The sequence below is a fragment of the Lutaonella thermophila genome (assembly GCF_055387725.1).
The window spans coordinates 1,486,706-1,511,441 of record NZ_AP043783.1 but is presented as its reverse complement, the minus strand read 5'-3'; the positions used below and the strand labels follow the sequence as shown (position 1 = coordinate 1,511,441).

At 33.8% G+C, this 24,736-nt stretch carries 26 protein-coding genes, 1 other RNA gene and 1 pseudogene; 11 read left to right on the top strand and 17 right to left on the bottom strand.

Annotated elements, in window-relative coordinates; translation table 11 throughout:
* Positions 1-10: 10 nt before the first annotated feature.
* Complete coding sequence (hutH, locus tag ACZ5CF_RS07145; RefSeq protein WP_464578522.1) at positions 11-1,516, bottom strand: histidine ammonia-lyase; 1,506 nt, start codon at positions 1,514-1,516, stop codon at positions 11-13.
* A gap of 84 nt (positions 1,517-1,600) precedes the next feature.
* A complete protein-coding gene (locus ACZ5CF_RS07140) occupies positions 1,601-3,151 on the bottom strand; it encodes an NAD(P)H-hydrate dehydratase (RefSeq protein ID WP_464578521.1) in 1,551 nt (516 codons plus the stop codon).
* A 142-nt stretch (positions 3,152-3,293) separates the two neighbouring features.
* On the opposite strand from ACZ5CF_RS07140, the gene gcvT reads away from it, so the two are divergent.
* From gcvT to ACZ5CF_RS07115, 5 genes are all read left to right on the top strand, one after another.
* Entirely contained in the window at positions 3,294-4,385 is a 1,092-nt protein-coding gene (gene gcvT, locus ACZ5CF_RS07135; RefSeq protein WP_464578520.1) for a glycine cleavage system aminomethyltransferase GcvT, read from the top strand.
* A gap of 6 nt (positions 4,386-4,391) precedes the next feature.
* Positions 4,392-5,210, top strand: a complete 819-nt coding sequence (locus ACZ5CF_RS07130; RefSeq protein WP_464578519.1) for a sugar nucleotide-binding protein — start codon at positions 4,392-4,394, stop codon at positions 5,208-5,210.
* Between the two features lie 43 nt (positions 5,211-5,253).
* A complete protein-coding gene (locus ACZ5CF_RS07125; RefSeq protein WP_464578518.1) occupies positions 5,254-5,538 on the top strand; it encodes a 4a-hydroxytetrahydrobiopterin dehydratase in 285 nt (94 codons plus the stop codon).
* Positions 5,539-5,614: 76 nt separating this feature from the next.
* Entirely contained in the window at positions 5,615-6,337 is a 723-nt protein-coding gene (locus ACZ5CF_RS07120; RefSeq protein ID WP_464578517.1) for a YebC/PmpR family DNA-binding transcriptional regulator, read from the top strand.
* A gap of 65 nt (positions 6,338-6,402) precedes the next feature.
* Positions 6,403-6,789, top strand: a complete 387-nt coding sequence (locus tag ACZ5CF_RS07115; RefSeq protein ID WP_464578516.1) for a hypothetical protein — start codon at positions 6,403-6,405, stop codon at positions 6,787-6,789.
* A 9-nt stretch (positions 6,790-6,798) separates the two neighbouring features.
* On the opposite strand, the gene ACZ5CF_RS07110 is transcribed toward ACZ5CF_RS07115, so the two are convergent.
* The 7 genes from ACZ5CF_RS07110 to ACZ5CF_RS07080 all read right to left on the bottom strand — a co-directional run bounded on the left by ACZ5CF_RS07110 (position 6,799) and on the right by ACZ5CF_RS07080 (position 12,615).
* Entirely contained in the window at positions 6,799-7,338 is a 540-nt protein-coding gene (locus ACZ5CF_RS07110; protein WP_464578515.1) for a 1-acyl-sn-glycerol-3-phosphate acyltransferase, read from the bottom strand.
* Between the two features lies 1 nt (position 7,339).
* Positions 7,340-8,419 carry an iron-containing alcohol dehydrogenase family protein gene (locus tag ACZ5CF_RS07105; RefSeq protein ID WP_464578514.1) on the bottom strand — a complete coding sequence of 360 codons (1,080 nt, stop codon included), beginning with the start codon at positions 8,417-8,419 and terminating at the stop codon, positions 7,340-7,342.
* Positions 8,409-9,074 (bottom strand): CatA-like O-acetyltransferase, encoded by a 666-nt coding sequence (locus ACZ5CF_RS07100; RefSeq protein ID WP_464578513.1) that lies wholly within the window; start codon positions 9,072-9,074, stop codon positions 8,409-8,411. Before ACZ5CF_RS07100 ends, ACZ5CF_RS07105 begins: the two co-directional genes overlap by 11 nt.
* Complete coding sequence (locus ACZ5CF_RS07095; protein WP_464578511.1) at positions 9,071-9,769, bottom strand: HAD family hydrolase; 699 nt, start codon at positions 9,767-9,769, stop codon at positions 9,071-9,073. The genes ACZ5CF_RS07100 and ACZ5CF_RS07095 overlap by 4 nt, the downstream gene beginning before the upstream one ends.
* Positions 9,760-10,488: a 3-deoxy-manno-octulosonate cytidylyltransferase gene (kdsB, locus tag ACZ5CF_RS07090; protein WP_464578510.1), complete on the bottom strand. Its 729-nt coding sequence runs from the start codon at positions 10,486-10,488 to the stop codon at positions 9,760-9,762. The genes ACZ5CF_RS07095 and kdsB overlap by 10 nt, the downstream gene beginning before the upstream one ends.
* A gap of 47 nt (positions 10,489-10,535) precedes the next feature.
* Positions 10,536-11,102 carry a DUF4126 domain-containing protein gene (locus ACZ5CF_RS07085; protein WP_464578508.1) on the bottom strand — a complete coding sequence of 189 codons (567 nt, stop codon included), beginning with the start codon at positions 11,100-11,102 and terminating at the stop codon, positions 10,536-10,538.
* A gap of 88 nt (positions 11,103-11,190) precedes the next feature.
* Entirely contained in the window at positions 11,191-12,615 is a 1,425-nt protein-coding gene (locus ACZ5CF_RS07080; RefSeq protein ID WP_464578506.1) for an ATP-dependent DNA helicase, read from the bottom strand.
* A gap of 121 nt (positions 12,616-12,736) precedes the next feature.
* Here ACZ5CF_RS07080 and ACZ5CF_RS07075 point away from each other — a divergent pair, with 121 nt between their 5' ends.
* The 3 genes from ACZ5CF_RS07075 to ACZ5CF_RS07065 are packed head-to-tail and all read left to right on the top strand — an operon-like array spanning position 12,737 to position 14,737.
* Positions 12,737-13,390 (top strand): hypothetical protein, encoded by a 654-nt coding sequence (locus tag ACZ5CF_RS07075; RefSeq protein ID WP_464578504.1) that lies wholly within the window; start codon positions 12,737-12,739, stop codon positions 13,388-13,390.
* Positions 13,365-14,195 (top strand): DUF3822 family protein, encoded by an 831-nt coding sequence (locus tag ACZ5CF_RS07070; protein WP_464578503.1) that lies wholly within the window; start codon positions 13,365-13,367, stop codon positions 14,193-14,195. Before ACZ5CF_RS07075 ends, ACZ5CF_RS07070 begins: the two co-directional genes overlap by 26 nt.
* A complete protein-coding gene (locus ACZ5CF_RS07065; RefSeq protein WP_464578502.1) occupies positions 14,195-14,737 on the top strand; it encodes an RsmD family RNA methyltransferase in 543 nt (180 codons plus the stop codon). The genes ACZ5CF_RS07070 and ACZ5CF_RS07065 overlap by 1 nt, the downstream gene beginning before the upstream one ends.
* Here the strand turns inward: ACZ5CF_RS07065 and rnpB are convergent.
* Positions 14,735-15,027: RNase P RNA component class A (gene rnpB / locus ACZ5CF_RS07060), an RNA gene on the bottom strand. The two genes, ACZ5CF_RS07065 and rnpB, sit on opposite strands and share 3 nt — an antisense overlap.
* Positions 15,028-15,260: 233 nt before the next feature.
* On the opposite strand from rnpB, the pseudogene ACZ5CF_RS07055 reads away from it, so the two are divergent.
* The 3 genes and pseudogenes from ACZ5CF_RS07055 to ACZ5CF_RS07045 all read left to right on the top strand — a co-directional run bounded on the left by ACZ5CF_RS07055 (position 15,261) and on the right by ACZ5CF_RS07045 (position 18,229).
* Positions 15,261-17,073, top strand: a pseudogene (locus tag ACZ5CF_RS07055) (DNA polymerase III subunit gamma/tau).
* A gap of 1 nt (position 17,074) precedes the next feature.
* Positions 17,075-17,623 carry a DUF1697 domain-containing protein gene (locus ACZ5CF_RS07050; RefSeq protein WP_464578501.1) on the top strand — a complete coding sequence of 183 codons (549 nt, stop codon included), beginning with the start codon at positions 17,075-17,077 and terminating at the stop codon, positions 17,621-17,623.
* Between the two features lie 24 nt (positions 17,624-17,647).
* Positions 17,648-18,229 (top strand): MiaE family protein, encoded by a 582-nt coding sequence (locus ACZ5CF_RS07045; protein WP_464578499.1) that lies wholly within the window; start codon positions 17,648-17,650, stop codon positions 18,227-18,229.
* A 4-nt stretch (positions 18,230-18,233) separates the two neighbouring features.
* Here ACZ5CF_RS07045 and ACZ5CF_RS07040 read toward each other — a convergent pair whose 3' ends face one another.
* From ACZ5CF_RS07040 to ACZ5CF_RS07010, 7 genes are all read right to left on the bottom strand, one after another.
* A complete protein-coding gene (locus ACZ5CF_RS07040) occupies positions 18,234-19,142 on the bottom strand; it encodes a Ppx/GppA phosphatase family protein (RefSeq protein WP_464578498.1) in 909 nt (302 codons plus the stop codon).
* 24 nt (positions 19,143-19,166) lie between these two features.
* A complete protein-coding gene (gene ppk1, locus ACZ5CF_RS07035) occupies positions 19,167-21,293 on the bottom strand; it encodes a polyphosphate kinase 1 (RefSeq protein WP_464578497.1) in 2,127 nt (708 codons plus the stop codon).
* Positions 21,294-21,779: a SixA phosphatase family protein gene (locus tag ACZ5CF_RS07030; protein WP_464578495.1), complete on the bottom strand. Its 486-nt coding sequence runs from the start codon at positions 21,777-21,779 to the stop codon at positions 21,294-21,296.
* 1 nt (position 21,780) lies between these two features.
* Positions 21,781-22,428, bottom strand: a complete 648-nt coding sequence (gene pdxH, locus ACZ5CF_RS07025; protein ID WP_464578493.1) for a pyridoxamine 5'-phosphate oxidase — start codon at positions 22,426-22,428, stop codon at positions 21,781-21,783.
* 66 nt (positions 22,429-22,494) lie between these two features.
* Positions 22,495-23,400 carry a ribonuclease Z gene (locus ACZ5CF_RS07020; RefSeq protein WP_464578492.1) on the bottom strand — a complete coding sequence of 302 codons (906 nt, stop codon included), beginning with the start codon at positions 23,398-23,400 and terminating at the stop codon, positions 22,495-22,497.
* A gap of 30 nt (positions 23,401-23,430) precedes the next feature.
* Positions 23,431-23,763, bottom strand: a complete 333-nt coding sequence (locus ACZ5CF_RS07015) for a ribonuclease Z (RefSeq protein ID WP_464578490.1) — start codon at positions 23,761-23,763, stop codon at positions 23,431-23,433.
* A 3-nt stretch (positions 23,764-23,766) separates the two neighbouring features.
* Complete coding sequence (locus ACZ5CF_RS07010) at positions 23,767-24,696, bottom strand: aspartate carbamoyltransferase catalytic subunit (protein ID WP_464578489.1); 930 nt, start codon at positions 24,694-24,696, stop codon at positions 23,767-23,769.
* Positions 24,697-24,736: the final 40 nt, after the last annotated feature.

Sequence of the window (24,736 nt, the reverse complement as noted above, 5' to 3'; positions counted from 1 at the left end):
TTACTTTGTATTATCTTTTTAGCTCGTCTATAGGTAGCTTTTTTATAAAGCTAATGGCATTTTCTATGTCAACATGCAAAACTCTGTCTTTATCTATAAAAGGCACTTTCTCCCTAAAGTTAGCAATTAGCTGCTCTAAGGTTTCTGAAGTTTTTAATGGTCTTCTATATCTAATAGCTTGTGATGCTGTTATAAGCTCTATAGCTAATACACATTCTACATTCTCTAAAATCTTTAAACACTTGGTAGCGGCATTTGCCCCCATACTTACATGATCTTCTTGCCCGTTAGATGATACAATGCTATCTACACTGGCAGGAGTTGCAAGCTGTTTATTCTGGCTAACAATACCTGCTGCCGTATATTGCGGAATCATTAAGCCGGAATGCAACCCCGGGTCATCAACTAAAAAGGCAGGTAAATTTCTGTTACCGGATAAGAGCTGAAAAATTCTACGCTCAGAAATATTACCGAGTTCGGCAATGGCTATTCCTAAAAAATCAAAAGCTAAGGCTAATGTTTGTCCGTGAAAGTTGCCACCAGATAAAATCACATCTTCATCTTTAAAAACATTAGGATTATCTGTAACAGAATTAATTTCTGTTGTAACAGTTTGTTTTACATATTGTATAGCATCTTTTGTTGCTCCATGAACTTGTGGAATACATCTAAAAGAATATGGATCTTGAACATGTGCCTTTGGTTGATTTATGAGTTCGCTTCCGTTTAAAAAAGATGAAATGTTTTTTGCTGTTTCAATCTGCCCTTTATGTGGTCTGATTTCATGAATTAAATGTGAGAAAGGTTCTATCCTACCATCAAAAGCTTCTAACGACAATGCTCCAATTAAATCAGCTAAATACGAAAGTCGTTCACTATACAAAAGCATGTACGTGCCGTAAGCACTCATAAACTGTGTGCCGTTTAATAACGCCAATCCTTCTTTAGATTGAAGCTTAATAGGCTGCCATCCAAATTGCTCTAAAACATCCTCAGATTTAATTATGGTATTGTTAAAATACACCTCTCCTTTTCCTAAAAGCGGAAGCGATAAATGTGCTAACGGAGCCAAATCGCCTGATGCTCCCAAAGAGCCCAAAGTATAAACAACAGGATATACCTTATTGTTGTAAAAATCTATTAAACGGGTTACTGTTTGCAGGCTCACTCCTGAATGCCCATAGCTTAGAGATTGAATTTTGAGCAATAGCATAAGCCTTATTATTGGCACAGGGACTTTATCTCCCGTACCGCAAGCATGAGACATCACTAAGTTTTCTTGAAGTTCTGCAAGCTGTGTTTTAGAAATTTTAATATTATGTAAAGCACCAAAACCGGTATTAATGCCATAAATAGGACTTTCTTGGCTTTTAAGTTTTTGGTCTAAATACTCACGACAGCTTATAATTTTTTGTTCTGCTTCATCAGATAATGCAAGAGAGTAATTGTTGTCTACAATTTCTTTAATCTTTGCTAAGGTAAGTGGCTTACTGCTTATATAGTGAATATTGCTCATAATATCTTATTTGCGCCCCAAAATTCATTAATCAAAGTAAATAAACCAAACATTAACTTGATATTTTATGTTACTCACAACATGCTAATTTTGTTCTTGCCCATTATTTCTTGCAGCAGAATTATTTTCTGGGGTAAATAAATCTATAAAAGCGCTTCCTATATGCAGTATAATATCTTGCGCTGTTAATGCTTGATAGCTCGTACTATTTACAGCAATATCTCCGGCTTTACCATGTAAGTAATTTGCAAATATGGTTGCTTGTAACGGAGTGTACCCTTGTGAAATTAAGGCAGCAATTATTCCGGAAAGTACATCGCCACTTCCTCCGGTTGCCATTCCGGGATTTCCGGTACTGTTAACATACAGCGTGTCATTATACACCACAATACTATAAGCATCTTTTATATTTACAATGCAATTATATTTTTTAGAGAAAGCTTTTGTTTTTTTTAGCTTATCAAAATCATCTTTCCATGCTCCTATTAAACGTTTTAATTCTCCCGGATGCGGAGTTAAAATTGTGTGTTCAGGAAGTAATTTTAACATAGTTTTATTTGCCGCTATAATGTTTAGTGCATCGGCATCAATAACTAAAGGTGCTTTTGCTTGCTTTAAAAAATTTTCTAATGCTTTTTCGGTAGTTTTTTCGGTTCCGATACCCATACCAATAGCAATTGCAGAAGGAGTAATATTGTATTTAATTTCTGTGATTATATTATTGTCATTATCTGTTATTACCATAGCTTCCGGTACTGAGGTTTGTAATGTGGTATAACCGCATTTAGGAATGTAAGCCGTTACTAAACCGGAACCAGCTTTTAAAGCAGATTTTGCTGCTAATGTTGCTGCACCAATTTTACCATAACTTCCTGCAATAATTAACGTATGTCCGTATGTGCCTTTATGAGAAAACCTATCTCTGGGTATATACATTGGTAGTATTTCTTGTTTTTCTACCAAGTACATTTTAGAATCTGCTTGTAGCTTAATCTCTGCATCCCAACCTATTGGAACAACTTCAAACTGTGGAGCGTATTTGCCGGTATCCGGTAAAAAAAATGGGAGTTTAGCAGCCTCAAAAGTAAGTGTGTATGTAGCCTTAACAACTGCATCCGGGTTTTCTGGAACAGTATTCATAAACATTCCCGAAGGAATATCTACAGAGAGCACAAAAGCACCGCTTTGGTTAAAAGCTTTAAACAAACTAACTAACCACTTGGCTGGTGCTCTGTTAAGCCCAATACCAAAAACAGCATCAATTATAATATCCTCAGAAGTAATTTCCGGAATATCAGATTCTGTATTTATAGATTGTGGCCAAATTTTTCGATCTTTTATTCTATCTAAATTCAACAAAAAATCTTTAGAACGCTTCTCGCTATAGTTTACTAAATAAACGGTAACATGGTAGCCATGTTCTACTAAGTGCCTGGCAACAACCAAACCATCTCCCCCATTATTACCTACACCACAAAAAACCTTTATTGGTACGTTAGCTCCTTGAAGCCTGGAATGCAACCAATTAAACACTTGTGTTCCAGCCCGCTCCATTAGCTCATCGCTTTTAATTTGTTGTCTTGCAACGGTAGCTTCATCAATTTTTTTAATGGTATAGGCATCAAAAATCTTCATAGAAAAATGTGTTATAACTATCAGTTTTTAAATGTACTACTTTTAAACTATTCACATTAAATACACGTTAAAAAAGTAAGAGGGCTGTATAAGTGTGTCTACCTAATTTTACATACATTTGCGCTATCTATAAAATAAGGCTATGAAAAATACCGCATTAACTCAAAAACATGTAGAATTAGGAGCTAAAATGGTTCCGTTTGCCGGCTACAATATGCCTGTACAATACGAAGGTGTAAACCAAGAGCACGAAACAGTTAGAAATGGTGTTGGAGTGTTTGATGTATCTCATATGGGAGAGTTTTTATTAGAAGGTGAAAACGCCTTAGCTCTTATTCAAAAAATAAGTTCTAACGATGCCTCTAAATTAGTTGATGGGAAAGCGCAATACAGCTGCTTACCTAATTATGATGGAGGAATTGTTGATGATTTAATTATATATAGATTTAACGAAAACAAATATTTGTTAGTAGTTAATGCGGCTAATATTGATAAAGATTGGAATTGGATTGCTAAACACAATGAAGAAGGTGGTTTTAATGTAAAAATGACAAACCAATCTGATGAAATTTCTCTTCTGGCCATACAAGGACCAAAAGCAGCAGAAGCCATGCAATCTTTAACAGATATAGATTTGTTAAACATGAAATACTACACCTTTCAGGTTGGCACATTTGCAGGTGTAAATAATGTAATGGTTTCTGCAACGGGTTACACCGGTTCTGGAGGATTTGAAATATATTTTTCTAACAATGATGCCCAAACCATCTGGGAAGCAGTTTTTAAAGCCGGTAAAGATTTTGGTATTAAACCAATAGGTCTAGCAGCCAGAGATACACTTAGATTAGAAATGGGATACTGTCTGTACGGTAATGATATAGACGATACAACTTCTCCAATAGAAGCAGGTTTAGGCTGGATTACTAAATTCACTAAAGACTTTATAAATTCTGAAAACTTAAAAAAGCAAAAAGAAGAAGGCGTAGCCAGAAAGTTAGTAGGTTTTGAAATGTTAGAAAGAGCCATCCCCAGAAATGGTTACAATATTGTAGATAGTAATGGTACTGTAATTGGTAATGTTACCAGTGGCACTATGTCTCCATCGTTGGGTAAAGGTATTGGTTTAGGGTATGTACCTACTGAGCTTGCTACTGCAGATAGTGAAATTTTAATTCAAATACGTAAAAAAGCCGTGCCGGCTAAGGTTATAAAATTGCCTTTTTACAAAAAATAAACTTCGGTGGGTAGAGTTCTCATTTTAGGAGCAAGTGGTTTTATTGGAGGTGCTCTCTACAGAGAACTCTGTCCGTATTTTGATACATACGGGACTTATTTTACGGGTAAAATTTACTCAGACAATCAGCATTATTTTAACTTTAGTATGCAGCGAGACGATATTTATCAGTTGCTGCAAGATTTAAGACCTTCTATTATAATTTCTGCACTTAGAGGAGATTTTGATTGGCAAATAGAAACTCATAATCAAATAGCAGATTATTTAGAAAAAAGAAGAGGTAAAATAATATTCTTATCCTCTGCTAATGTGTTCGATGCTTTTACCAATTACCCATCGTATGAGTTTGATAAAACGCTATCTGAAAGTATTTACGGTAAGCTAAAAATTAAAATAGAAAACAGGCTTTTAAAGTTACCCAAACACAAATATGTTATAGCTAGAATTCCTATGGTTTTTGGGAATGCTTCGCCCAGAATTAAAGAAATTAAACGCGCCATAGAAGACAAAGCAGCCATAGAAGTATTCCCTAATTTAGTAATGAATGTTACTGCCGATTTTTTACTAACCCAACAAATACACTATATTATTAATCGAAAAAAAAGTGGAATTTTTCATTTAGGCAGTACAGATTTAATACATCATGATGAATTTATAAAGTTAGTAGTAGATAAACTCGGTGGGAACAAACCCATTTACAAAAACGTTTACACATCTAACTCTGATAGGTATTTGGCTGTTTTACCTAAAGACAATAAGCTGCCAAAACATCTTCAATTTAACTATAATCAAGTTTTAGAGCTAATTAAAAGCAAAGTAGAGTAATCTGTTATAACATAATTTGCTATTTTACAGCAAATTAAATATCATGAAACTATTAACAGATACTCAAATAAACCAAGCACTACAAAAATTAGAAGGGTGGGAATTTGTAGATAATGCAATAGAAACCACCTTGGAGTTTACAAATTTTAAAGAAGCTTTTACCGTAATGACACGCATTGCTTTTGAGGCAGAAGCTATGCAGCATCATCCTGAATGGACTAATGTTTACAACCAAATTACCATAAAATTATCTACACACGATGCCGGAGGCGTAACCGAAAAAGATATAGATTTAGCTTTGATAATAGAGCAAATTATTGCCGAATAAAATTGTAACTAAACACTAATTTTGGGCGCTACTGTGTGGTAATATTTCATAAATTTGCGTGTCAAAATCAAAACCTATGGGAAGAGCTTTTGAGTTTAGGAAGGCAAGAAAGTTTAAGCGTTGGGCAGCAATGTCTAAAGCATTTACTCGTATTGGTAAAGATATTGTAATTGCAGTTAAAGAAGGTGGCCCAGACCCAGATACCAACGCTCGTTTGCGCGCTGTTATACAAAATGCTAAGGCAGTAAATATGCCTAAAGATAATATTGAGCGTGCCATAAAAAGAGCCACAGACAAAGAGCAAAAAGATTATAAAGAAGTTTTATTTGAAGGTTATGCCCCACACGGGATTGCAATATTAGTAGAAACTGCAACAGATAATAACACAAGAACCGTTGCTAATATTAGAAGTTATTTTAATAAGTGCAATGGTAGCTTAGGAACCTCAGGCTCTGTATCGTTTATGTTTGACCATACTTGTAATTTTAGAGTAAAAGCAGACGGAATTGATGCTGAAGAGCTAGAGTTAGAAATGATAGATTATGGTGCAGAAGAAGTGTTTGTTGATGATGACGGTATTTTAATTTATGCTCCTTTTGAATGTTTTGGAGCTATACAAGCCGCTTTAGAAGAACGTAATATAGAAATATTATCATCTGGTTTTGAGTGGATTCCTCAGGTAACAAAAAAACTTACTCCAGAACAAGCAGCCGATGTAGAAAAACTACTTGAAAAAATTGAAGAAGACGATGACGTACAGAATGTATACCATACAATGGATGAGTCTTCAAGTAATTAAAGCATAACTAATATTCCTTATAAAATAGTTGTATCTTTCTAAAAACAGATACAACTATTTTTTTTATGGATACATCTTTACTTGTTGCTAAATGTGCAGCTATTATTTACCTATCTTTTGGTTTTGGCATGCTTTTACAGCCTTCTTATTATAAAGCAACATTGCAAGAATTAATTACCAGCAAAACTTTTTTAGTTATGGGGAGTTTACTCGCCATTGTTTTAGGTGTTGTGTTAATTACCTACCACAATGTTTGGCAAGCAAACTGGTTAATTTCAATAACTATTATAGGTTGGATTTCCTTGTTTAAAGGGGTTTTTATTTTGGCTCTTCCTGAAGTGTATTTAAAAGTCTCTAAAAAAATATTTACACCTAAAAGTATTAAATGGCTTACTATACTGGTATTAGCAGTTGGCCTTTTCTTTTTATACTTTGGTTTTTTTAACTACTAAAGAGCCCATTTAGGTGTACTCTGGTATTTTACCTACTACACCTTCATAAAAAGAACGCATAAAAGCAAAATCTGCTTCCTTATTATCAGTTGGGTAAAATGGTGTTTCGGCTATTTTTACAGTTTTTGTAGCATAATCAAAAGCCACCATTACTATTGGTACCTTGGCTTCTTTAGCTATATAGTAAAATCCGGTTTTCCATTCGGTTACTTTTTTTCTGGTTCCTTCCGGAGCAATGGTAAGCCTAAACTCTTCTCTTTCGCTAAATATTTTTGAAATTGCTTCAACATATCCCATAGATTTACTTCGGTCTATAGGCGCTCCTCCCATCCATTTAAAATACCATCCAAACGGAGGCTTAAAAAGTTCTTTCTTGGCCACATAATGCATTTTTTTACCTATAATTTTTCGGGCAAGTAAACCTATAAAAAAGTCCATCCAATGTGTATGTGACACTACTATTATAACACATTTTTTTACATCGGGGAAACGGCCCTTAATCGTCCACCCCATAAGTGTAAAGTAGATGAATTTGGCCAATGCTCTCATATTATATTTTTTTATAAATGCTTTTAATTTTTTCTCTTGTTATGATTTTTTCCCAATTTTTTCCAATAGCATTTTCCCATAAAGGAGTTAAGCTTAAAGCTACATCTATCATGGTGTTTAATTGAGATTCAGACAAGTTACTACAAACACCTTTAGGTAAGGTAATATTATGCTTTTCTTTCATTTGTTTAAACAAAGTAACTCCTTCAGGGTAAAACTCCTCTAAATGATTAAAAACCAAACAATTACCAACACCATGTTTAGTACCAAGTACGTAAGATAACCCATAGCTTAATGCATGTGCAACACCAACTTGCGAGTAAGCAATACTCATACCACCATGCCATGAAGCCATCATTAGTTTATCTTGTGCTTCTTGTTCCGGCAAATCGTTTAAATACACCTCTTTACATAAATCAAAAGCTTTTTCGCCATAACTCTGACTAAAAGCATTTAAATATGTGCCATTAAGTGATTCTACACAATGAATAAAACAATCCATTCCGGTATAAAACCATTGGTCTTTAGGCACTCCGGTTGTTAATTCAGGATCTAAAATAACTTGATCAAAAGGTGTGTAATCTGAGTTTATTCCTAGCTTTTTATCAGGTCCTGTGAGTACGGTAGTTCTAGAAACCTCTGCGCCTGTACCACTAATGGTGGGAATACCAACATGATAAACTGCAGGATTTTTTACTAAATCCCAACCCTGATAATCTGCAGCACTGCCCGGATTATTAAGCATTATAGCAACTGCTTTAGCTAAATCTAACAAAGTGCCACCACCAATACCGATAATACCGGACGGTTTTTCGGCAAAGTTTTCTTTTATTTTAGCAACAATAGCATCTACTTGAGAAGTTTTAGGCTCTTCGGCTGCAGAAATAAATATAATTTGATCGGTAAATAAAAGCGGTATTGCGTTTATTAATGTATTATTTTGTTCAAAAACATCGTCTACCAAAAAAATAAATGGCGCCTCTGAGCTTTTACGTTTAGGCATTAAAATATTATGAAGCTCTTTAAAGCTTCCTCTGCCAAACATAACTCTGGGAACCATTGGAAAGTTCTTAAACATCATTGCTTTTTACTGTTTTAAATTCTGTTAATGTGTTTATATTTTCTTGAAACCTATTTGAAAATAACCCAACATGATACCCATCTACTACTGCATGATTTGCATGAACAGAAGTGGGCATAAATAATTTATTGTCTTGCGTAAACACTTTACCAAACGAAATTTTAGGAACAGAATCTACATACCCATATTTTCTGGCATGCGTTAATGCTGTGAATTGTACCCATGGTAATGCAGAAAAATGTATCGTGTTATCATCGTCACTAGATGGTACAAGTGTTTTTTCTGATCGCACTCTGTTAATTTCTTCTTCTGCATTATTATAAAAAGTTAAAAAATCGTCGCTGTAATTAATATACGAAAAGCCAAAAGTGCCATCTGGACGATTAATTGTTGGCGAGCCATTAATTACATCATAAACTCTTACCTCGTTATCATCTTTAATTCTGTATTTAAAATTCTCAACGCTATTGGCTGCTTTTAATGCAGCATAAAGGTAGCTGATAAAAAAAGAGAGGTTGTTATTTTTGCAATAACTGTAAAGAGCGGTAACTTCTACATTAAACGTAACACCAAAAAAAGGCTCATCGAACGTTTTAAAAAAGTTAAAATGTTCTTTTCTGCTCCAGTTCTCTATGTCTAATTTTTTGTAGCTCACAATAACTCTAAAATATCGGTTAGTTTATTAAGTTTATGATACTGACCATTATGGTTATGCTGTTTAACTTCTTCGTGTGCCCAAGTGGTATGAAAAGGTACATGTATTGCTTTTGCGCCAATTTTTAGCAACGGCAATACGTCAGATTTTAAGGAGTTTCCTATCATTACAAATTCAGAAACAGGTATTTCTAAGTGTTCTAATAAATTAGCATAATTCTCTTCTTTTTTCTCACTTAAAACCTCTACATGATGAAAATATTTTGTTAAACCAGAGCGGTCTAGTTTTCGTTCTTGGTCTAACAAATCTCCTTTAGTTAAAACAATAAGCCGGTATTTTTTACTTAATTTTTCTAACACCTCTTCTACTCCATCTAACACCTCTACAGGTTTAGTTATCATGTCTTTTCCGAGGTTTATTATTTTAGAGATAACATCTGCTCCTACTTTGCCATTAGATAGGTCTATTGCAGACTCTATCATAGATAAAACAAAACCTTTAACCCCGTAGCCATAAAGATCAAGGTTTTTCATCTCCATTTTAAATAACTCTTGATCTATTTTGTTTTCGGTTTCATACCCCGATAAAAGCTTGGCAAACTTGTGTTCTGTTTCTCTAAAATAGGTTTCGTTAACCCAAAGTGTATCATCGGCATCAAAGCCAATCACCTTAATATTACTGTAATCTATTTCCATATTTTCTTAGCTCTTTCTAAATCTTCAGGAGTATCTATTTCTATTCCGGTAACAGTAGTTTCTACCATTTTTATTTTTTTGCCGTATTCTAAATATCGTATAGCCTCTATTTTTTCAGTTGCTTCTAGTGGGAGCATTGGTAGTCTGTAAAAATCCATTAGTGCTTCTTTTCTAAAAGCATAAATTCCTTTGTGTTTAAAATAACGAACGCCGGTTTGTTTGGCTCTTGGATACGGTATTGGAGAACGAGAAAAATATAGGGCAAAGTTTCTGTTATCTGTAATTACTTTAACAGTATTTGGGTTTGCTATTTCGTCCCAATCTGTAATCTCTGTCATTAACGATGCTAAATCTATTTCTTTATTTGGGTCATCGTTAAATACTTCTAAAACACTTTGTAGGCTTTCTTTATCAGTAAAAGGTTCATCTCCTTGAACATTTACAATAATATCTACATTCATGTGCTCTACAGCTTCTGCAATTCGATCACTGCCACATTCATGTTCTTTTTTACTCATAATGGCTTTACCGCCATTGTTGGTTATTGTATTATAAATAACATCACTATCTGTAACAACATAAACATCATCAAATAAACCGGTAGCTTTAGTTACTTGGTATGTTCTTAAAATAACCGGCTTTCCGGCTAAATCTTGCATTAGTTTACCCGGAAACCTTGAAGCCGCATACCTGGCAGGAATCATTGCGATTTTTTTCATACTAACAATGAATTTGAACCCCAAAAATAAGGTTTATGATACACTTCTTACGATTTTCTTGGGCGTATTTTTCGGTAAAATTTAAACACAAACAGTAATACAACTATAACTAATACAATAGCTAAAACCGGAAGGAAAATTGCTAAAATAGAGATGAGCATTGAGGTTGCTGTTTCTAATGTAGCAAAAAGCGGGTTTGCTAAACCAGCCGTTGTAGTAGTTGAGGCTAAACGGGTAGACGATGTAGCCCCTTTAATAGCTGTAGCAGTACCTCCTCCTGCTATTATGGCTAAAGACCACGTTACAACAGGATCTAAATTGGCTACTGTACTAACAACAACTGCAGTTCCGGCAATTGCTGTAAGTGGTGTTGCAATGGCATCTAATAAGTTATCTACCCAAGGAATAAAATAGGCAGAGGTTTCCAGTAAAGTTGCTACACCTAAGGTTATAAGTGCCGGCATACTTCCAATCCATTGCCAATTTGGATTTAACTGCCATACATCAAAATAAGCAGCCATGCTTAATGCAAATAACGGAACAAACACTCTAAATCCAACCGATGCCGCAAGGCCAATCCCTAAAAAAATACTTATAATAGTTTCTGAAGACATGAAAACAAAAGGGTTTTATTAAATGTACGGATTTTTTACTTGTTTATTTAATTTAGTGTGGGTTTAAGCATGGAGGTTTAAAACCAAACTATTCCTCAAAAAAATCTTTTTTAAAACCTATTAAATATAGTCTGTTTTTGGCTCTTGTAACGGCAGTATACAACCACCTTAAATATTCTTTATCTATACCATTGGGAGCATAAGGCTGCTCTACAAAAACCGTATGCCATTGCCCTCCTTGACTTTTATGGCACGTAATAGCATAGCTAAATTTTACCTGAAGCGCATTAAAGTACTTGTTGTTTTTAACCTTTAAAAACTTTCTGTATTTAGAACTTTCGTTTTCATAGTCTTTTAAAACTTCTTGGTACAGCCTGTTACTGTCTTCATATGAAAGTGATGGGGTTTCTGCAGAGAGTGTATCTAATAACAATACTGTTTCAAATGGTTTTTGGTTGGGGTAATCTACCATTTGTACTTTTACTTCGGCAAATTTAAACCCGTAAAGCTCTTTAAAAGCATAAATTTCTAATACTTCTATAATGTCACCATTAGCAATAAAACCTGCTGCAGAGTTAGGTTTTAGGCAAAAGTAATTGTTTTTAACTACCATTAAGTAGTCGCCCGTAGCAAGTTCGTGTTCTAAAAAAAGAACCCTGCTTCTGATTTGTTGGTTATATAAATTGGCTCGTTTGTTAGATCTAACTAAAATAGCTGTTTCTTCTTTACCATTTTCACTATATGATTGGTTTAATGCATCTAAAATTTCATTTCCCTCAATAAGCCTAACTATATCTGTAAATCCATTTAAAGAAAAAGTAAAAGCATCAAAAAAAGCTGTTTGCAATTGCTCTCGCAAAAGGGTAGCGTTATAAAGAATTCCTGAATCTTGAGCCTGACGCATTACTTCATCTAATTCTATAAGTGCTACGTCTTTATTATAATTAAGATGTAAAATTTGCTCGTTTAAGGCAGGGCTCACATCTAATTTTACAGGAGGTAATTGTGCGGTGTCTCCAATTAAAAGCAACTTGCAATTATGCCCGGAATACACATACATCATTAAATCATCTAATAGAGAACCATTATCAAATAATTTAGAATCTGAACTTACATCGGGTATCATAGATGCTTCGTCTACAATAAAAATTGTGTCTTTGTGCTTATTAGGTGCTAAAACAAATTGAACGCCACCACTTTTAGTTTTTCTGGGGAAGTATATTTTTTTATGAATTGTAAATGCCTCTTTACCCGAATAGTTTGCCATTACCTTTGCTGCCCTACCCGTTGGTGCCATTAAAACGGCTTTTTTATATACTTTCCATAAATTATTAACTAACGTTCCAATTATTGTAGTTTTACCGGTACCGGCATATCCTTTTAATAAAAAAACCTCATTTGTAGTATCCGAAAACACAAAATCGGATAGTTTTTGAAGCAATATATCTTGTTTGACTGTAGGATTATGAGGAAATTTTTCGCGTAATAATTTATAAAAATCGGTAGTATTCATAAGGGCCTAATTCAAGGCTAAAGTTAATAATGTTTTTTAAGGGCAAATACTTTTCTGAATAAAAAAAAATTGTAGATTTGCGTAAACCACGTAAAATAATTTAACTAACACTACTCAAAAAATGAAGACGGCAATACAAATTGTTCTATGGTTATTAAGCATTTTCTTTGCGTACAAAATTTACCAATCTATTAACGAACCTATTCAGTTTGAAAAGGTTAAAAAAGAGCGTTACGCTAAAGTTATTGAAAGACTAAAAGACATTAGAGATGCTCAAGAAGCACACAGAACAGTAACAGGACGATATGCAAATGATTTTGAATCGCTAATAAAATTTATAGATACTGCAGAGTTTACTATAACTCAGCAAAGAGACTCTTCTTACATGGAGTATGACAAAGTGTATAGAATTGACATGCTTCGTGAAGTAAAAATTATAGATACCCTTGGTTTTGTTAAAGTTAAAGACTCTTTGTTTAAAGGTTCTGACCATTATAAAGATTTAATGAAAGTTCCTGGAGCTCCTAACAACGAGACCTTTACTATGAAAGCAGATATTTTAGATAAAAACGGCTACAAAGCTGCTGTTTTTGAAGCTAAAGTTGCTAAAGACGTGATTTTATACGATCAACCTGAAGAATTAGTGGCTCGTGAAAAAGAAATTATTGATGTTGATGAAGTAAACGGTGCAGAAATTAAAGTAGGTTCACTTACAGATGTGAGCACTAACGGTAACTGGCCAACAATTTATGACACTAAAAAAGACCAGCAATAGTATAACTATTCCTAATACAACATTTTCTAAATTGTCCATTCAGGTAAGCCTGAATGGACTTTCTTTTTGTGTTTTAGATACTTTAGAGCAAGAAATCATTGCATTAGAGCATCATTCCTTTAATAAACAAGTCTCACCCGAAAAAGCATTAAAACACACTAAAGCCATTTTTGAGCAAACACAACTTGCCAACAAAAAATTTAAACAAGTGCAAGTACTTCATGAAAATGAGTTGTCTGCCTGGGTGCCTGCTTCTTTGTTTGATAAAGACAAACTATCTAACTATTTAAAATACTCGGTTAAAATTTTTGAAACCGATGAAATTGCTTATGATACGTTGACAACCAATGCACTAGTTAATGTTTATGTGCCTTTTACTAACTTAAACAACTACTTTTTTGATTGCTTTGGTGAGTTTAACTACAAGCACGCATCTACTGTAATGGTACAACATTTTTTACAACAAAACCACCAAGAAAAAACCATGTTTGCCGTTATAGCCAATACTCATTTTGAGTTGGTTGTAACCGCACAAAAAAAACTGTTATTTTATAATACTTTTACATATAACACCCCGGAAGACTTTATTTACTACATTTTATTTACTGCCGAGCAACTTGGTCTAAACCCAGAAACATTTGTATTAAATCTTACCGGAAACATAACCAAAGAAAGTGCTTTGTTTGAAATAGCCTATAACTACATCAGAAACGTTTCTGTAGAACAAAAAACAGGCGTACCTTTGCAAGAACATATTACAAATACAGACTTGTATAGCACCTTTTTACTAACCCATTCATTTTAATGAGAATTATATCCGGTAAATACAAAGGAAAAAGGATTATAGCGCCTAAAAAATTACCAGTAAGGCCAACTACAGACATGGCCAAAGAATCGTTATTTAATATTTTAAACAATCACTTTTATTTTGATGAAGTTACACTATTGGATTTGTTTTCCGGTATTGGCAGTATAAGCTTAGAATTTGCCTCAAGAGGTTGCCAATACATAACAAGTGTAGATGCTCACGCCGGATGTATACAATTTTTAAATAAAACTGCTAAAGAGTTAGGCTTATCTTTACAAACCGTAAAAAGTGATGTGTTTAAGTTTTTAAACCTTTACAAACAGCCATCAGATATTATTTTTGCTGACCCTCCTTATGATTTAGATGAAGCAAAATTTGCCGAAATTGAACATTTAGTTTTTAAAAATAACTTACTGTCTGAAGAAGGTTTTTTAATTATAGAGCATGCTAAACACACTTCGTTAGAGCATTTGCCCAATTTTAGCTTTGCCAAAAGTTACGGTAGTAGTACGTTTAGCTTTTTTGAACATAAAAAATAAAAAAGCAGGCCTATAAGCCGGATTCTGTCTAGTCTTATCATTTATCTAGGACTACAGTTACCCGTAGTCTCTAACCGCCTACCCTCCGGCATCGGGCGCGCAACCCTAAAGCGCCGGTTTACTTGGCGTTGCACCGTATAGAGTTTACCTGATTTCACTACAGCATTACCTGTACATACTTTCTGTTGCACTAGTCCTCGCCTCACGGCGGACGGGCGTTACCCGCTATACTGCGCTATGGTGTCCGGACTTTCCTCTCTGCAAAGCAGAGCGATAAGACAGCCTGCTTTTTTATCTTTTAATATTTAAAGTTTATTGGCGCAATTTAACACCTTAATTACAACACTTAAACATATTAGCTTTACAAAATTAAAGCTTTCAATTTGCTGTAACAACAACTATTACTAATTATGCAAAAACTATTCCTTTTAAACCTATTCAAATAGTAAAAAATTGTTAATAACTCATGGTAAAATACCACCTGCAAAAGCTAAAATTTTGGTGGTATTTTTATCTTTGTGTTATGGAGCATTTTGTAGTTTCAGCACGTAAATACAGACCACAAACTTTTAAAGATGTTGTTGGCCAGGAAGCCATTACTAATACATTACTAAATGCTATAGAAAACAATCATTTAGCGCAGGCACTCCTTTTTTGTGGTCCGAGAGGAGTTGGCAAAACTACTTGTGCCAGAATTTTAGCTAAAGAGATTAATAAAGATAGTGCAGATAGCCCAGATCAAGACTTTTCGTTTAATATTTTTGAACTCGATGCTGCTTCTAATAACTCTGTAGACGATATAAGGAATCTTATAGACCAAGTTAGAATTCCGCCTCAAGTGGGTAAATATAAAGTCTATATAATAGACGAGGTTCACATGCTTTCCTCAGCTGCTTTTAATGCGTTTTTAAAAACCTTAGAGGAGCCTCCAAAGCATGCCATTTTTATTTTAGCTACTACAGAGAAGCATAAAATTATACCAACTATTTTATCGAGGTGTCAAATTTTTGATTTTAAACGAATTACCGTTAAAGATGCAGCTGCTTATTTAAAGTACATAGCAGAAAACCAAGGCATAGAAGCCGAAGAAGAAGCACTACATATAATTGCTCAAAAAGCAGATGGTGCTATGCGTGATGCGCTTTCTATTTTTGATCGTGTTGTTAGCTACTCGGGCAATAAGCTAACACGACAGGCAGTTACAGAAAACCTAAACATTTTAGATTACGACACCTATTTTGAGGTTACCAACCTTATATTACAACATAACATACCGGAGCTTTTAGTTTACTTTAATACAATCTTATCTAAAGGATTTGAAGGACATCATTTTATTACCGGCTTAGCATCTCATTTCAGAGATTTATTGGTATGCAAAAACGAAACTACCGTTTCGCTTTTAGAAGTTTCTCCAGATACTCAGCAAAAGTATAAAGAGCAAGCTCAGCAAGTAGATACTGCTTTTTTACTAAAAGCTATTGAACTTGCCAACGAATGCGATTTAAATTATAAAGCCAGTAAAAATCAGCGTTTATTAGTTGAATTGTGTTTAATGCAACTGGCCTCTATCAATTTTGATGGAGAAAAAAAAAAATGAAGAACCTTTTATAATTCCGGCTTCAACATTTAAAGAAACTACTACTAAAAAAGAAATAAAAAATCCAGAATCGGCAGTACCAAATAATCTGGCTCAACAAGTTATAAATGAAGAAGCTGCTATTTCTTCAAAACAAGAGCCTGTAAGCACAACAATTGCTACAAATTCTAATGTTGTTGCAAACACAAACAGGGTTAAAGAGAGTACAACTGCAACAATTACCAGCGCTAAAGAAGAAAATAAGCCAGAGGTTAAAACAAAATTAAATATTGGTTCTAAAAAAATATCGGGCTTATCTATTTCTAGTATAAAGGTTAAAAAAGAGCTTGAAAAGAAAAAGCAAGAAATTAAAGTTACAGATACAGTCTTACCTGAAGACGTTTTTACTGAAAGTGCTTTACAAACAGCTTGGACAACTTATGTAAAAACGTTAGAAAACAGAGGTAAAAAGTTGCTTGCCTCTAACCTGTCTACAAGCCTTCCAAAGCTTATAGACAAAAGCATAATATCGTTAGAAGTACCAAACGATACTATGAAACAAGAAATTATAAGAGATCAAAGGGGGCTGTTAGAATTTTTAAAGAAAGAACTTAACAACTTTCACCTCTCTCTAACTATTACCGTAAACGAAGAAGAAGCTCAAAAATATGCGTTTACACCACAAGAAAAATTTGCAAAACTGCTCGAAAAAAACCCAAATTTAGCACTATTAAAAAAAGAATTTGACTTAGATCTTTAATATGCCTACATACATCTCGTTACTTAGAGGAATAAATGTTACCGGACACCGTAAAATAAGCATGCAAGAGCTAAGAGAATGCTATGCCTCTTTAGGCTTTAGCCAAGTTGTCTCTTACATACAAAGCGGAAATGTAATTTTTACTTCTACCGATAAAAGTACCAAAATACTACAAGAAAAAATTCAAGCAGGTATAGCTAAAGAGTTTGGTTATGATGATGTAACTGTGTTTGTTTTTACACCTAAACAATTACAATATTACATCGCCAACAATCCTTTTTTAAAAGATAAAACAGTAGATGTTAAACGACTGCATATTACTTTCTTATCAAAAAAACCGCTACCTCACTTTATAGCATCTTTAGAAAAATACAAATCTGAAGCCGATCAGTTTTTGGTTAAAGACAATATAATTTACTTGTACTGCCCCAACGGATACGGCCGTACTAAGCTATCTAACAACTTTTTTGAAAACAAGTTAAAATTGAAAGCTACCACCAGAAACTGGAACAGCGCAAACAAGCTGCTTTCGTTGGCTAATAATATTTAGTTATTTTTGCGAAAACTTTTTATCATGCTCGGTTTAAAATTACCTACAGACCCAAGATGGGTTAATATTGTTGAAAAAAATATTGAAGAAATTTTAACAGACCATGCTTATTGTGAGCAAAAAGCTGCAAGTACAGCCATCTCACTAATTGTGAGTTTCCCCGAAAAAACAGAGCTGGTACAAGCTATGACCGCTTTAGTTAAAGAAGAAATTAGCCATTTTAAAATGGTACACGATAAAATTATTGCTCGAGGTTGGGTGTTAGGCAAAGAACGTAAAGACGAGTATGTTGTAGATTTAATGAAATTTTTCCCTAAGGGGGGCAGTAGAGAAACACACTTAGTGCACAGACTCTTGTATGCAGCTTTAATAGAAGCCAGAAGTTGTGAGCGTTTTAGACTATTATCTGAAAATATTCAGGATAAAGAATTAGCAGATTTTTATAGAAATCTAATGGTTTCTGAAGCCAACCACTACACAATGTTTTTAAAGTTTGCCAGAAAATATGGCAACAGAGAAGAAGTTGATAAAAAGTGGGAGGCGCTCTTAGAATACGAAGCTAAACTTATGGCCAACTTAGGTAAAAAAGAAACTATGCATGGATAGCCTGTTATTTTACAACAGGTTTCTTTTTCTCTGTATAATACAATAGCTTAATTATTCCGTCAGACAGGCCTATTTTAGGCACATGAATTTTTTTAGCTCCGCTCCATTTTGCAGCTAAAAGATATATTCTTGTAGCTGGTATAATTACATCTGCTCTATCAGGGTTTAAACCTAATTCAGAAATTCTTTCATCGTAAGTTAAACTTTGTAGAAATTGGTATTGAGCATTTAACCATATATACGATAAAGGCTGTCCGGGTTTTCTGCCGGACAATTTATGTAGTTTATTAATATTCCCTCCAGAGCCAATAATAGATAATTTGTTGTAAGGCTTAGTTTGAGTTTTAATCCAACGCTCTATTTCTGTCCAAACAGTATCTTCTATCATTTTATTTAATAGCCTTACAGTACCAATTTTAAACGATTTAGATATTACTATTTTACCCTGAGAAAAAATAGTGAATTCTGTGCTTCCGCCACCTACATCTACATATAAGTATGCTTTATCTTTTTCTATTAGTTGGTGTAAATCGGTTGATGCTATAATGGCAGCTTCCTTTTTTCCATCAATAATATCAATTTTAACACCCGTTTTTTTGTGAATGGTTTCTGCTATTTCATAACCGTTATTAGCTTCTCTCATTGCCGATGTAGCACATGCCATGTACTTTTCTACTCCGTGAACATTCATAAGCAGCTTGAATGCTTTCATGGCATCTATCATTCTTTGGGCATTTGTATCAGATATTTCTCCCAAAGTAAAAGAATCTTGCCCCAATCTAATAGGCACTCTAACCAGAGAGCTTTTTCTAAATTGAGTTTCTTTTCCTTTTTCTTCAATTACATTATTCACTAACAGCCTTATGGCGTTAGAGCCTATATCTATAGCTGCAAATTTCCTTATTTTTAACACTTTGTGTACAGGAAGTTTTAATAGTTAATATTGTTTAACGGGCTCTTCTAGTCCTTTTAATTTTGCTAAATAATAATCGTACAAAGCAAATTGTGAGCGTACTTTTGGTTTGTTATTTCTTCTGTATGCATTGTCTTGTTTTTCGGTAAACAATCTGGCTTTTACGTTGTCGCTCCAACAAATTTCAAAATTCTCTATGAGTTCTTGCTTTATGTTTTCATCGTAAATTGGGCATCCTACTTCTACTCTGTAATCTAAATTTCTGGTCATCCAATCTGCAGACGATATATATACTTTGGTATCGCCATCATTACAGAAAATAAAAACTCTTGGGTGCTCTAAATACTTATCTACAACGCTTATGGCTTCTATATTTTCGCTCATTCCGGGTATTCCTGGTATTAAACAACAAGTACCTCTAACAATCATTTTAATCTTAACTCCTGCCCTACTTGCTTCATAAAGTTTATCTACCATATCATAACTGGTAAGACTATTCATTTTTAATTTTATGTAGGCTTCTTTCCCTTCTTTTGCATTTTTAATCTCGTTATTAATGAGTTTAAAAAAGGTGCTTCGGGTATAATGTGGTGATACTATTAAATGTTTGTATTTGTTTATTTTATAGGTGGTTTCAAAAAAACCAAACACTTTATTTAACTCTTTACAAATACCTTGATGAGCAGTAAACAACGTGTAATCTGTATAAATTCTGGCTGTAGACTCGTTAAAGTTTCCGGTACTTATAAAACCATATCTCTTAATTTTATTGTTTTCTTCGCGTTCTATAACACAAATTTTACTGTGTACTTTTAATCCCGGAACCCCTACAATAAGTTTTACCCCTTCTGATTCTAATTGCTCTGCGTATTCAATATTAGCTTCTTCATCAAAACGTGCTTGAAGCTCTATCTGTACAGTTACTTGTTTACCGTTTTTAACTGCATTTATTAGAGAGCTGGCTATTTGAGAGTTTTTAGCCAATCTGTAAACTGTAATTTTAATTGATTTAACCTTTGGATCTAATGCAGCTTCTCTTAAAAATCTAATAACGTAAGAAAAAGTATGGTATGGGGTAAATTGCAAATAGTCTTTTTGTGCAATTTTTTCGAGTAAACTACCTTCTAAATCTAATCCTTTTATGGGCAGAGGTGGGTATTTTTCATAAAGTAAATCAGTTCTTCCTAAGCTTGGGAAGTTCATATAATCTCTACGATTATGATATCTTCCGCCAGGAATAACACTATCTACATCATCTATACCCATTTTATCCATCAAGAAAGAGAGCGTGTCTTTATCAATATTTTTATCGTACACAAACCTAACCGGCTCACTCATTTTACGCCCTTTAACACTACTTGATATTTTTTCTATGAAGCTTTTACTTAAATCGGTATCAATATCTAGCTCTGCATCTCGTGTTATTTTAATCATATGGGCCGTTAGAGACTCATAATCAAAAATAGAAAAGATACTATCTAAACAATACCTAATTAAATCGTCTAACATAATAATGTAGTTCTTGTCGCCTTGTTTAGGCAAAACCACAAAACGATCTATAGTTTTAGGTATTTCTATTAATGCATAATTAATATTTTTAGAGCTTAGCGCCTTACTATTGGTGTTTTTGTAATTAATATTTTCGCCATTTTTCATTACCATTTTAACAGCTAAATATGCAGCGCTGTCTTTTAAAATAGGAAACTCGGCAAGCTCGTTTAACATTATGGTTGCTAAAGCCGGACTAACTTTTTGAATGAAATAGTTTTTTATAAAGTTGGCCTGCTCTTGGTTTACTTCGGTCTCGTCTATTATAAAAATGTTCTCTTCTTCTAATTTTTTTTCAATGTCACTTAAAATTTGAAGGCTTTCTGCTTGTTGTTTTATTACTATTTGCGTGATTTGCTCTAAGAGTTCTTTTGCATTTGTTCCACCAAGTACACGTTTTCCCTTTTTACCTGAAAGTACAATACGCTTTACGGTTGCATAGCGTACTTTAAAAAACTCATCTAAATTGTTAGAAAAAATACCCAGAAAACGTAAACGTTCTATTAAGGGTACTGTTTCGTCTGCTGCTTCTTGCAACACTCTGGCATTAAAATGCAACCAGCTTATTTCTCTGTTTATATACTTATTGTTGTGTTTTTTCATTTATTTTAAATGCTTTGGAAAAATTATTTGGTTGGTTTTACCTTTTGTTATGTTTTCCCAATTATCTTCATCAAAATCTATAACTACTGTGCCACTTGTTGTAACATTATCTATATACTCATTCCCTAATTGGTTTGCTACACTGGTAAATGCATGGTTATGACCAAAAATCATAACTGTTTGTAATGAATTGTCTAATGATTTTATAAAGTTTAGCACACTCCCACCACTAAAATCATACAAATTATTAGTAACAGTTAATACGTTAAAATCTACTCCAAGAGTTCTTAAAAATATAATGCAGGTATGCAATGCTCTGTTTGCCGGGCTTGAGAAAACGGCTTCTATATTATAACCTTTCTTACTTAAATGGTTGGCTACCAAATAAGCATCATTTATACCTCGTTCTTTTAACGGGCGATCTTTATCTCCTACTTCGTAATTCCAGGAAGATTTTGCATGCCTTACTAAAATTAATCGTTTCATATTATGGTGCTAAACGTTCTATTTTCCAGTTATAATCTTTTTGTAAAGAATATAGAATTCTGTCGTGCAATCTATTAGGTCTGCCTTGCCAAAATTCTATACAATTAGGCCTAACCAAATAGCCACCCCAATACGGAGGTCTTGGGATAGGCTTATTTTTATAGGTTTCTTCCAGTTGTTTTAATTGTTTTTCTAACTCTTCTCGTGATTGTATTACGTTACTTTGATTAGAGACCCATGCTCCCAATTTACTACCCTCGGGCCTAGACTCAAAATATCCGTCAGATAAATTTTCAGGTACTTTTTCTGCTATTCCCTTTATAATTACTTGTCGCTCCATAAAAGGCCAAAAAAACGATAAGCAAACGTTTGGGTTTGCTGCAATTGCTTTACCTTTTTCACTGTTGTAATTGGTGTAAAAAATAAATCCTTCGTACGTGTATTTTTTTAGTAGTACAACACGAGATTTAGGAAAGCCATCTAAACCAATGGTAGCCAAAGTCATTGCATTGGGTTCATCTACTCCGTTGCTTTTTTCTACTTCATAAAACCAGGTTTGAAACAGCTGCATTGGATTGTCTGGAATATTATTTTCCAGCAATTCGCTTTTTTCGTAGTTTTTTCTATAGTTGCCTAAATCTTGCTGCATGCATTCTTGTTTTTTGCAAGTTACAAGATAAAATTTCGATGTGAAAAAGAATAATTTTAAAATTACTTAAAATTCAAATTCTTTTCCGTCTTCTGCTACATATACGTTATTAAAAATGGTTTGGGCTTCTTCTTTAAATAAATTAACATCACCATAACGAGTAGAAAAATGCCCTAATATTAAGTGCTCTACATTAGCCTCTTTTGCTATTAAAGCTGCTTGCTTTGCTGTACTGTGTTTTGTTTTTGGAGCTAAGTGGGCATGTTGGTCTAAAAATGTAGATTCGTGGTACAATACATCTACCTTTTTTATGAGTGGAATTATTGAAGTGTTATATGCTGTATCAGAACAATAAGCATAACTTTTGGGAGGTGGCGGATTAAAACTAAGCTCTTTGTTAGGTATTACTGTACCATCATCTAACACAATGTCTTTACCGTTTTTTATGTTTTGATAGTAGCATATTTCTATACCATATTTTTGCACAGCCTCAATGTTAAGTTTTCTTTCTTTGGGTTTCTCTCTAAACAAAAAACCATTAGTATAAACTCTATGATCTAATGGTATGGTATGTACAGTTACCCTATCGTCTTGGTACAGCAATTCTTGTTCTTTAGAAGTTAGCTCATGAAACAGTAATGGAAAGTTGGTCCAAGAATCACCTAGTTTTAAGAAAAGAGTAATTGCTTCTTTAATTCCTTTCGGGCCGTAAATATGTAAAGGTTCTTCTCTACCCAACAATCTAAAGGTAGAAATTAAGCCAGGTAAACCATAAAAATGATCTCCGTGCAGATGCGAAATAAAAATATGCTTAATGCGCGCAAACTTTATGCGTTGTTTTCTGAGCTGTACTTGGGTTCCCTCACCGCAATCAATTAAAAACAATCGGTTTCTAATGTCTAATACTTGTGCTGTGGGATTATTAAAAGTTCGTGGCGTAGCAGAATAGCAGCCCAGAATTGTAATTTTCATAAAAAAGTTTAATCTATAAACGTAACACGATTAAAAATCTAAATCGCGTTCTATTTCTTCCATCTCTATAACATCAAAAGCTTCTTGAAGTGTTGGTACTACTACCAATTCGTCCGGAATATCATCATAAGAAACTGCATCACTTACTATAACAAACGATTTTTTGTTAGCTCTATGCGTGTTAGATAATTGTAAGAACTCTAATAAATCGTTAACAGATAATTTGTTTAACGAAAAAAGATTTACAATTAAATTATCGTTTTTTACTTTAGGGTATTGCTCGTTCAGTTTTTTTACAAAAGTTGGTAAAGAAACTGTTTCTTGAGTTACTATTGTGGTGTTATCTTTTTTATCGAAAATCATAATCTACTGTTTTATTTTTGAAGCTAATAAATATATAACTGCCATTCTAATTGCTACGCCATTTTCTACTTGATTTAAAATTATAGCTTGTTTAGAATCGGCTACATCACTAGTAATTTCTACACCTCTGTTAATTGGTCCGGGGTGCATAATAACAATATCTTTATCTATAGAATCTAATAAGCTTTTGTTTACACCATACTGTTGTGCATATTCTCTTGTGGTAGGAAAATAGCTAATATCCATGCGCTCATTTTGAATTCTAAGCATGTTGGCTACATCACACCACTCTAATGCTTTTCGTAAATTGGTTTCTACGTCTACCCCTAATTTATTAATATATTTAGGAATTAGCGTTTTTGGCCCGCAAACTTTTACTTGTGCTCCAAGTAGTTGCAGTGCTAAAATATTAGAAAGCGCTACTCTGGAGTGTAAAATATCTCCAACTATTACTACTTTTTTACCGGCAACGTCTCCTAACTTTTCTCGAATAGAATACGTATCAAGCAAGGCTTGTGTGGGGTGTTCATGTGCACCATCTCCGGCATTTATAATACTTGCTTTTACATGATTAGATAAGAAGATACCTGCACCGGGATTAGGATGGCGCATTACAACCATATCTACCTTCATAGAAAGTATGTTGTTTACGGTATCTATAAGTGTTTCTCCCTTTTTTACAGATGATTGTGAGGCAGAAAAATTTATAACATCTGCCGATAAGCGTTTTTCGGCAAGTTCAAACGAAAGTTTTGTTCGTGTACTGTTTTCAAAAAATAAATTGGCAATGGTTATATCGCGTAAAGAAGGTACTTTTTTAATTGGTCTATTAATAACTTCTTTAAAGTGGTCTGCAGTTTCAAAAATTAACTGAATATCTTGTTCTGTAAGATATTTAATTCCTAATAAGTGGTTTACACTTAGTTCGCTCATTGCCTTTTTTTTTGATGCGATGTTAGGGTTATTGTTGTAA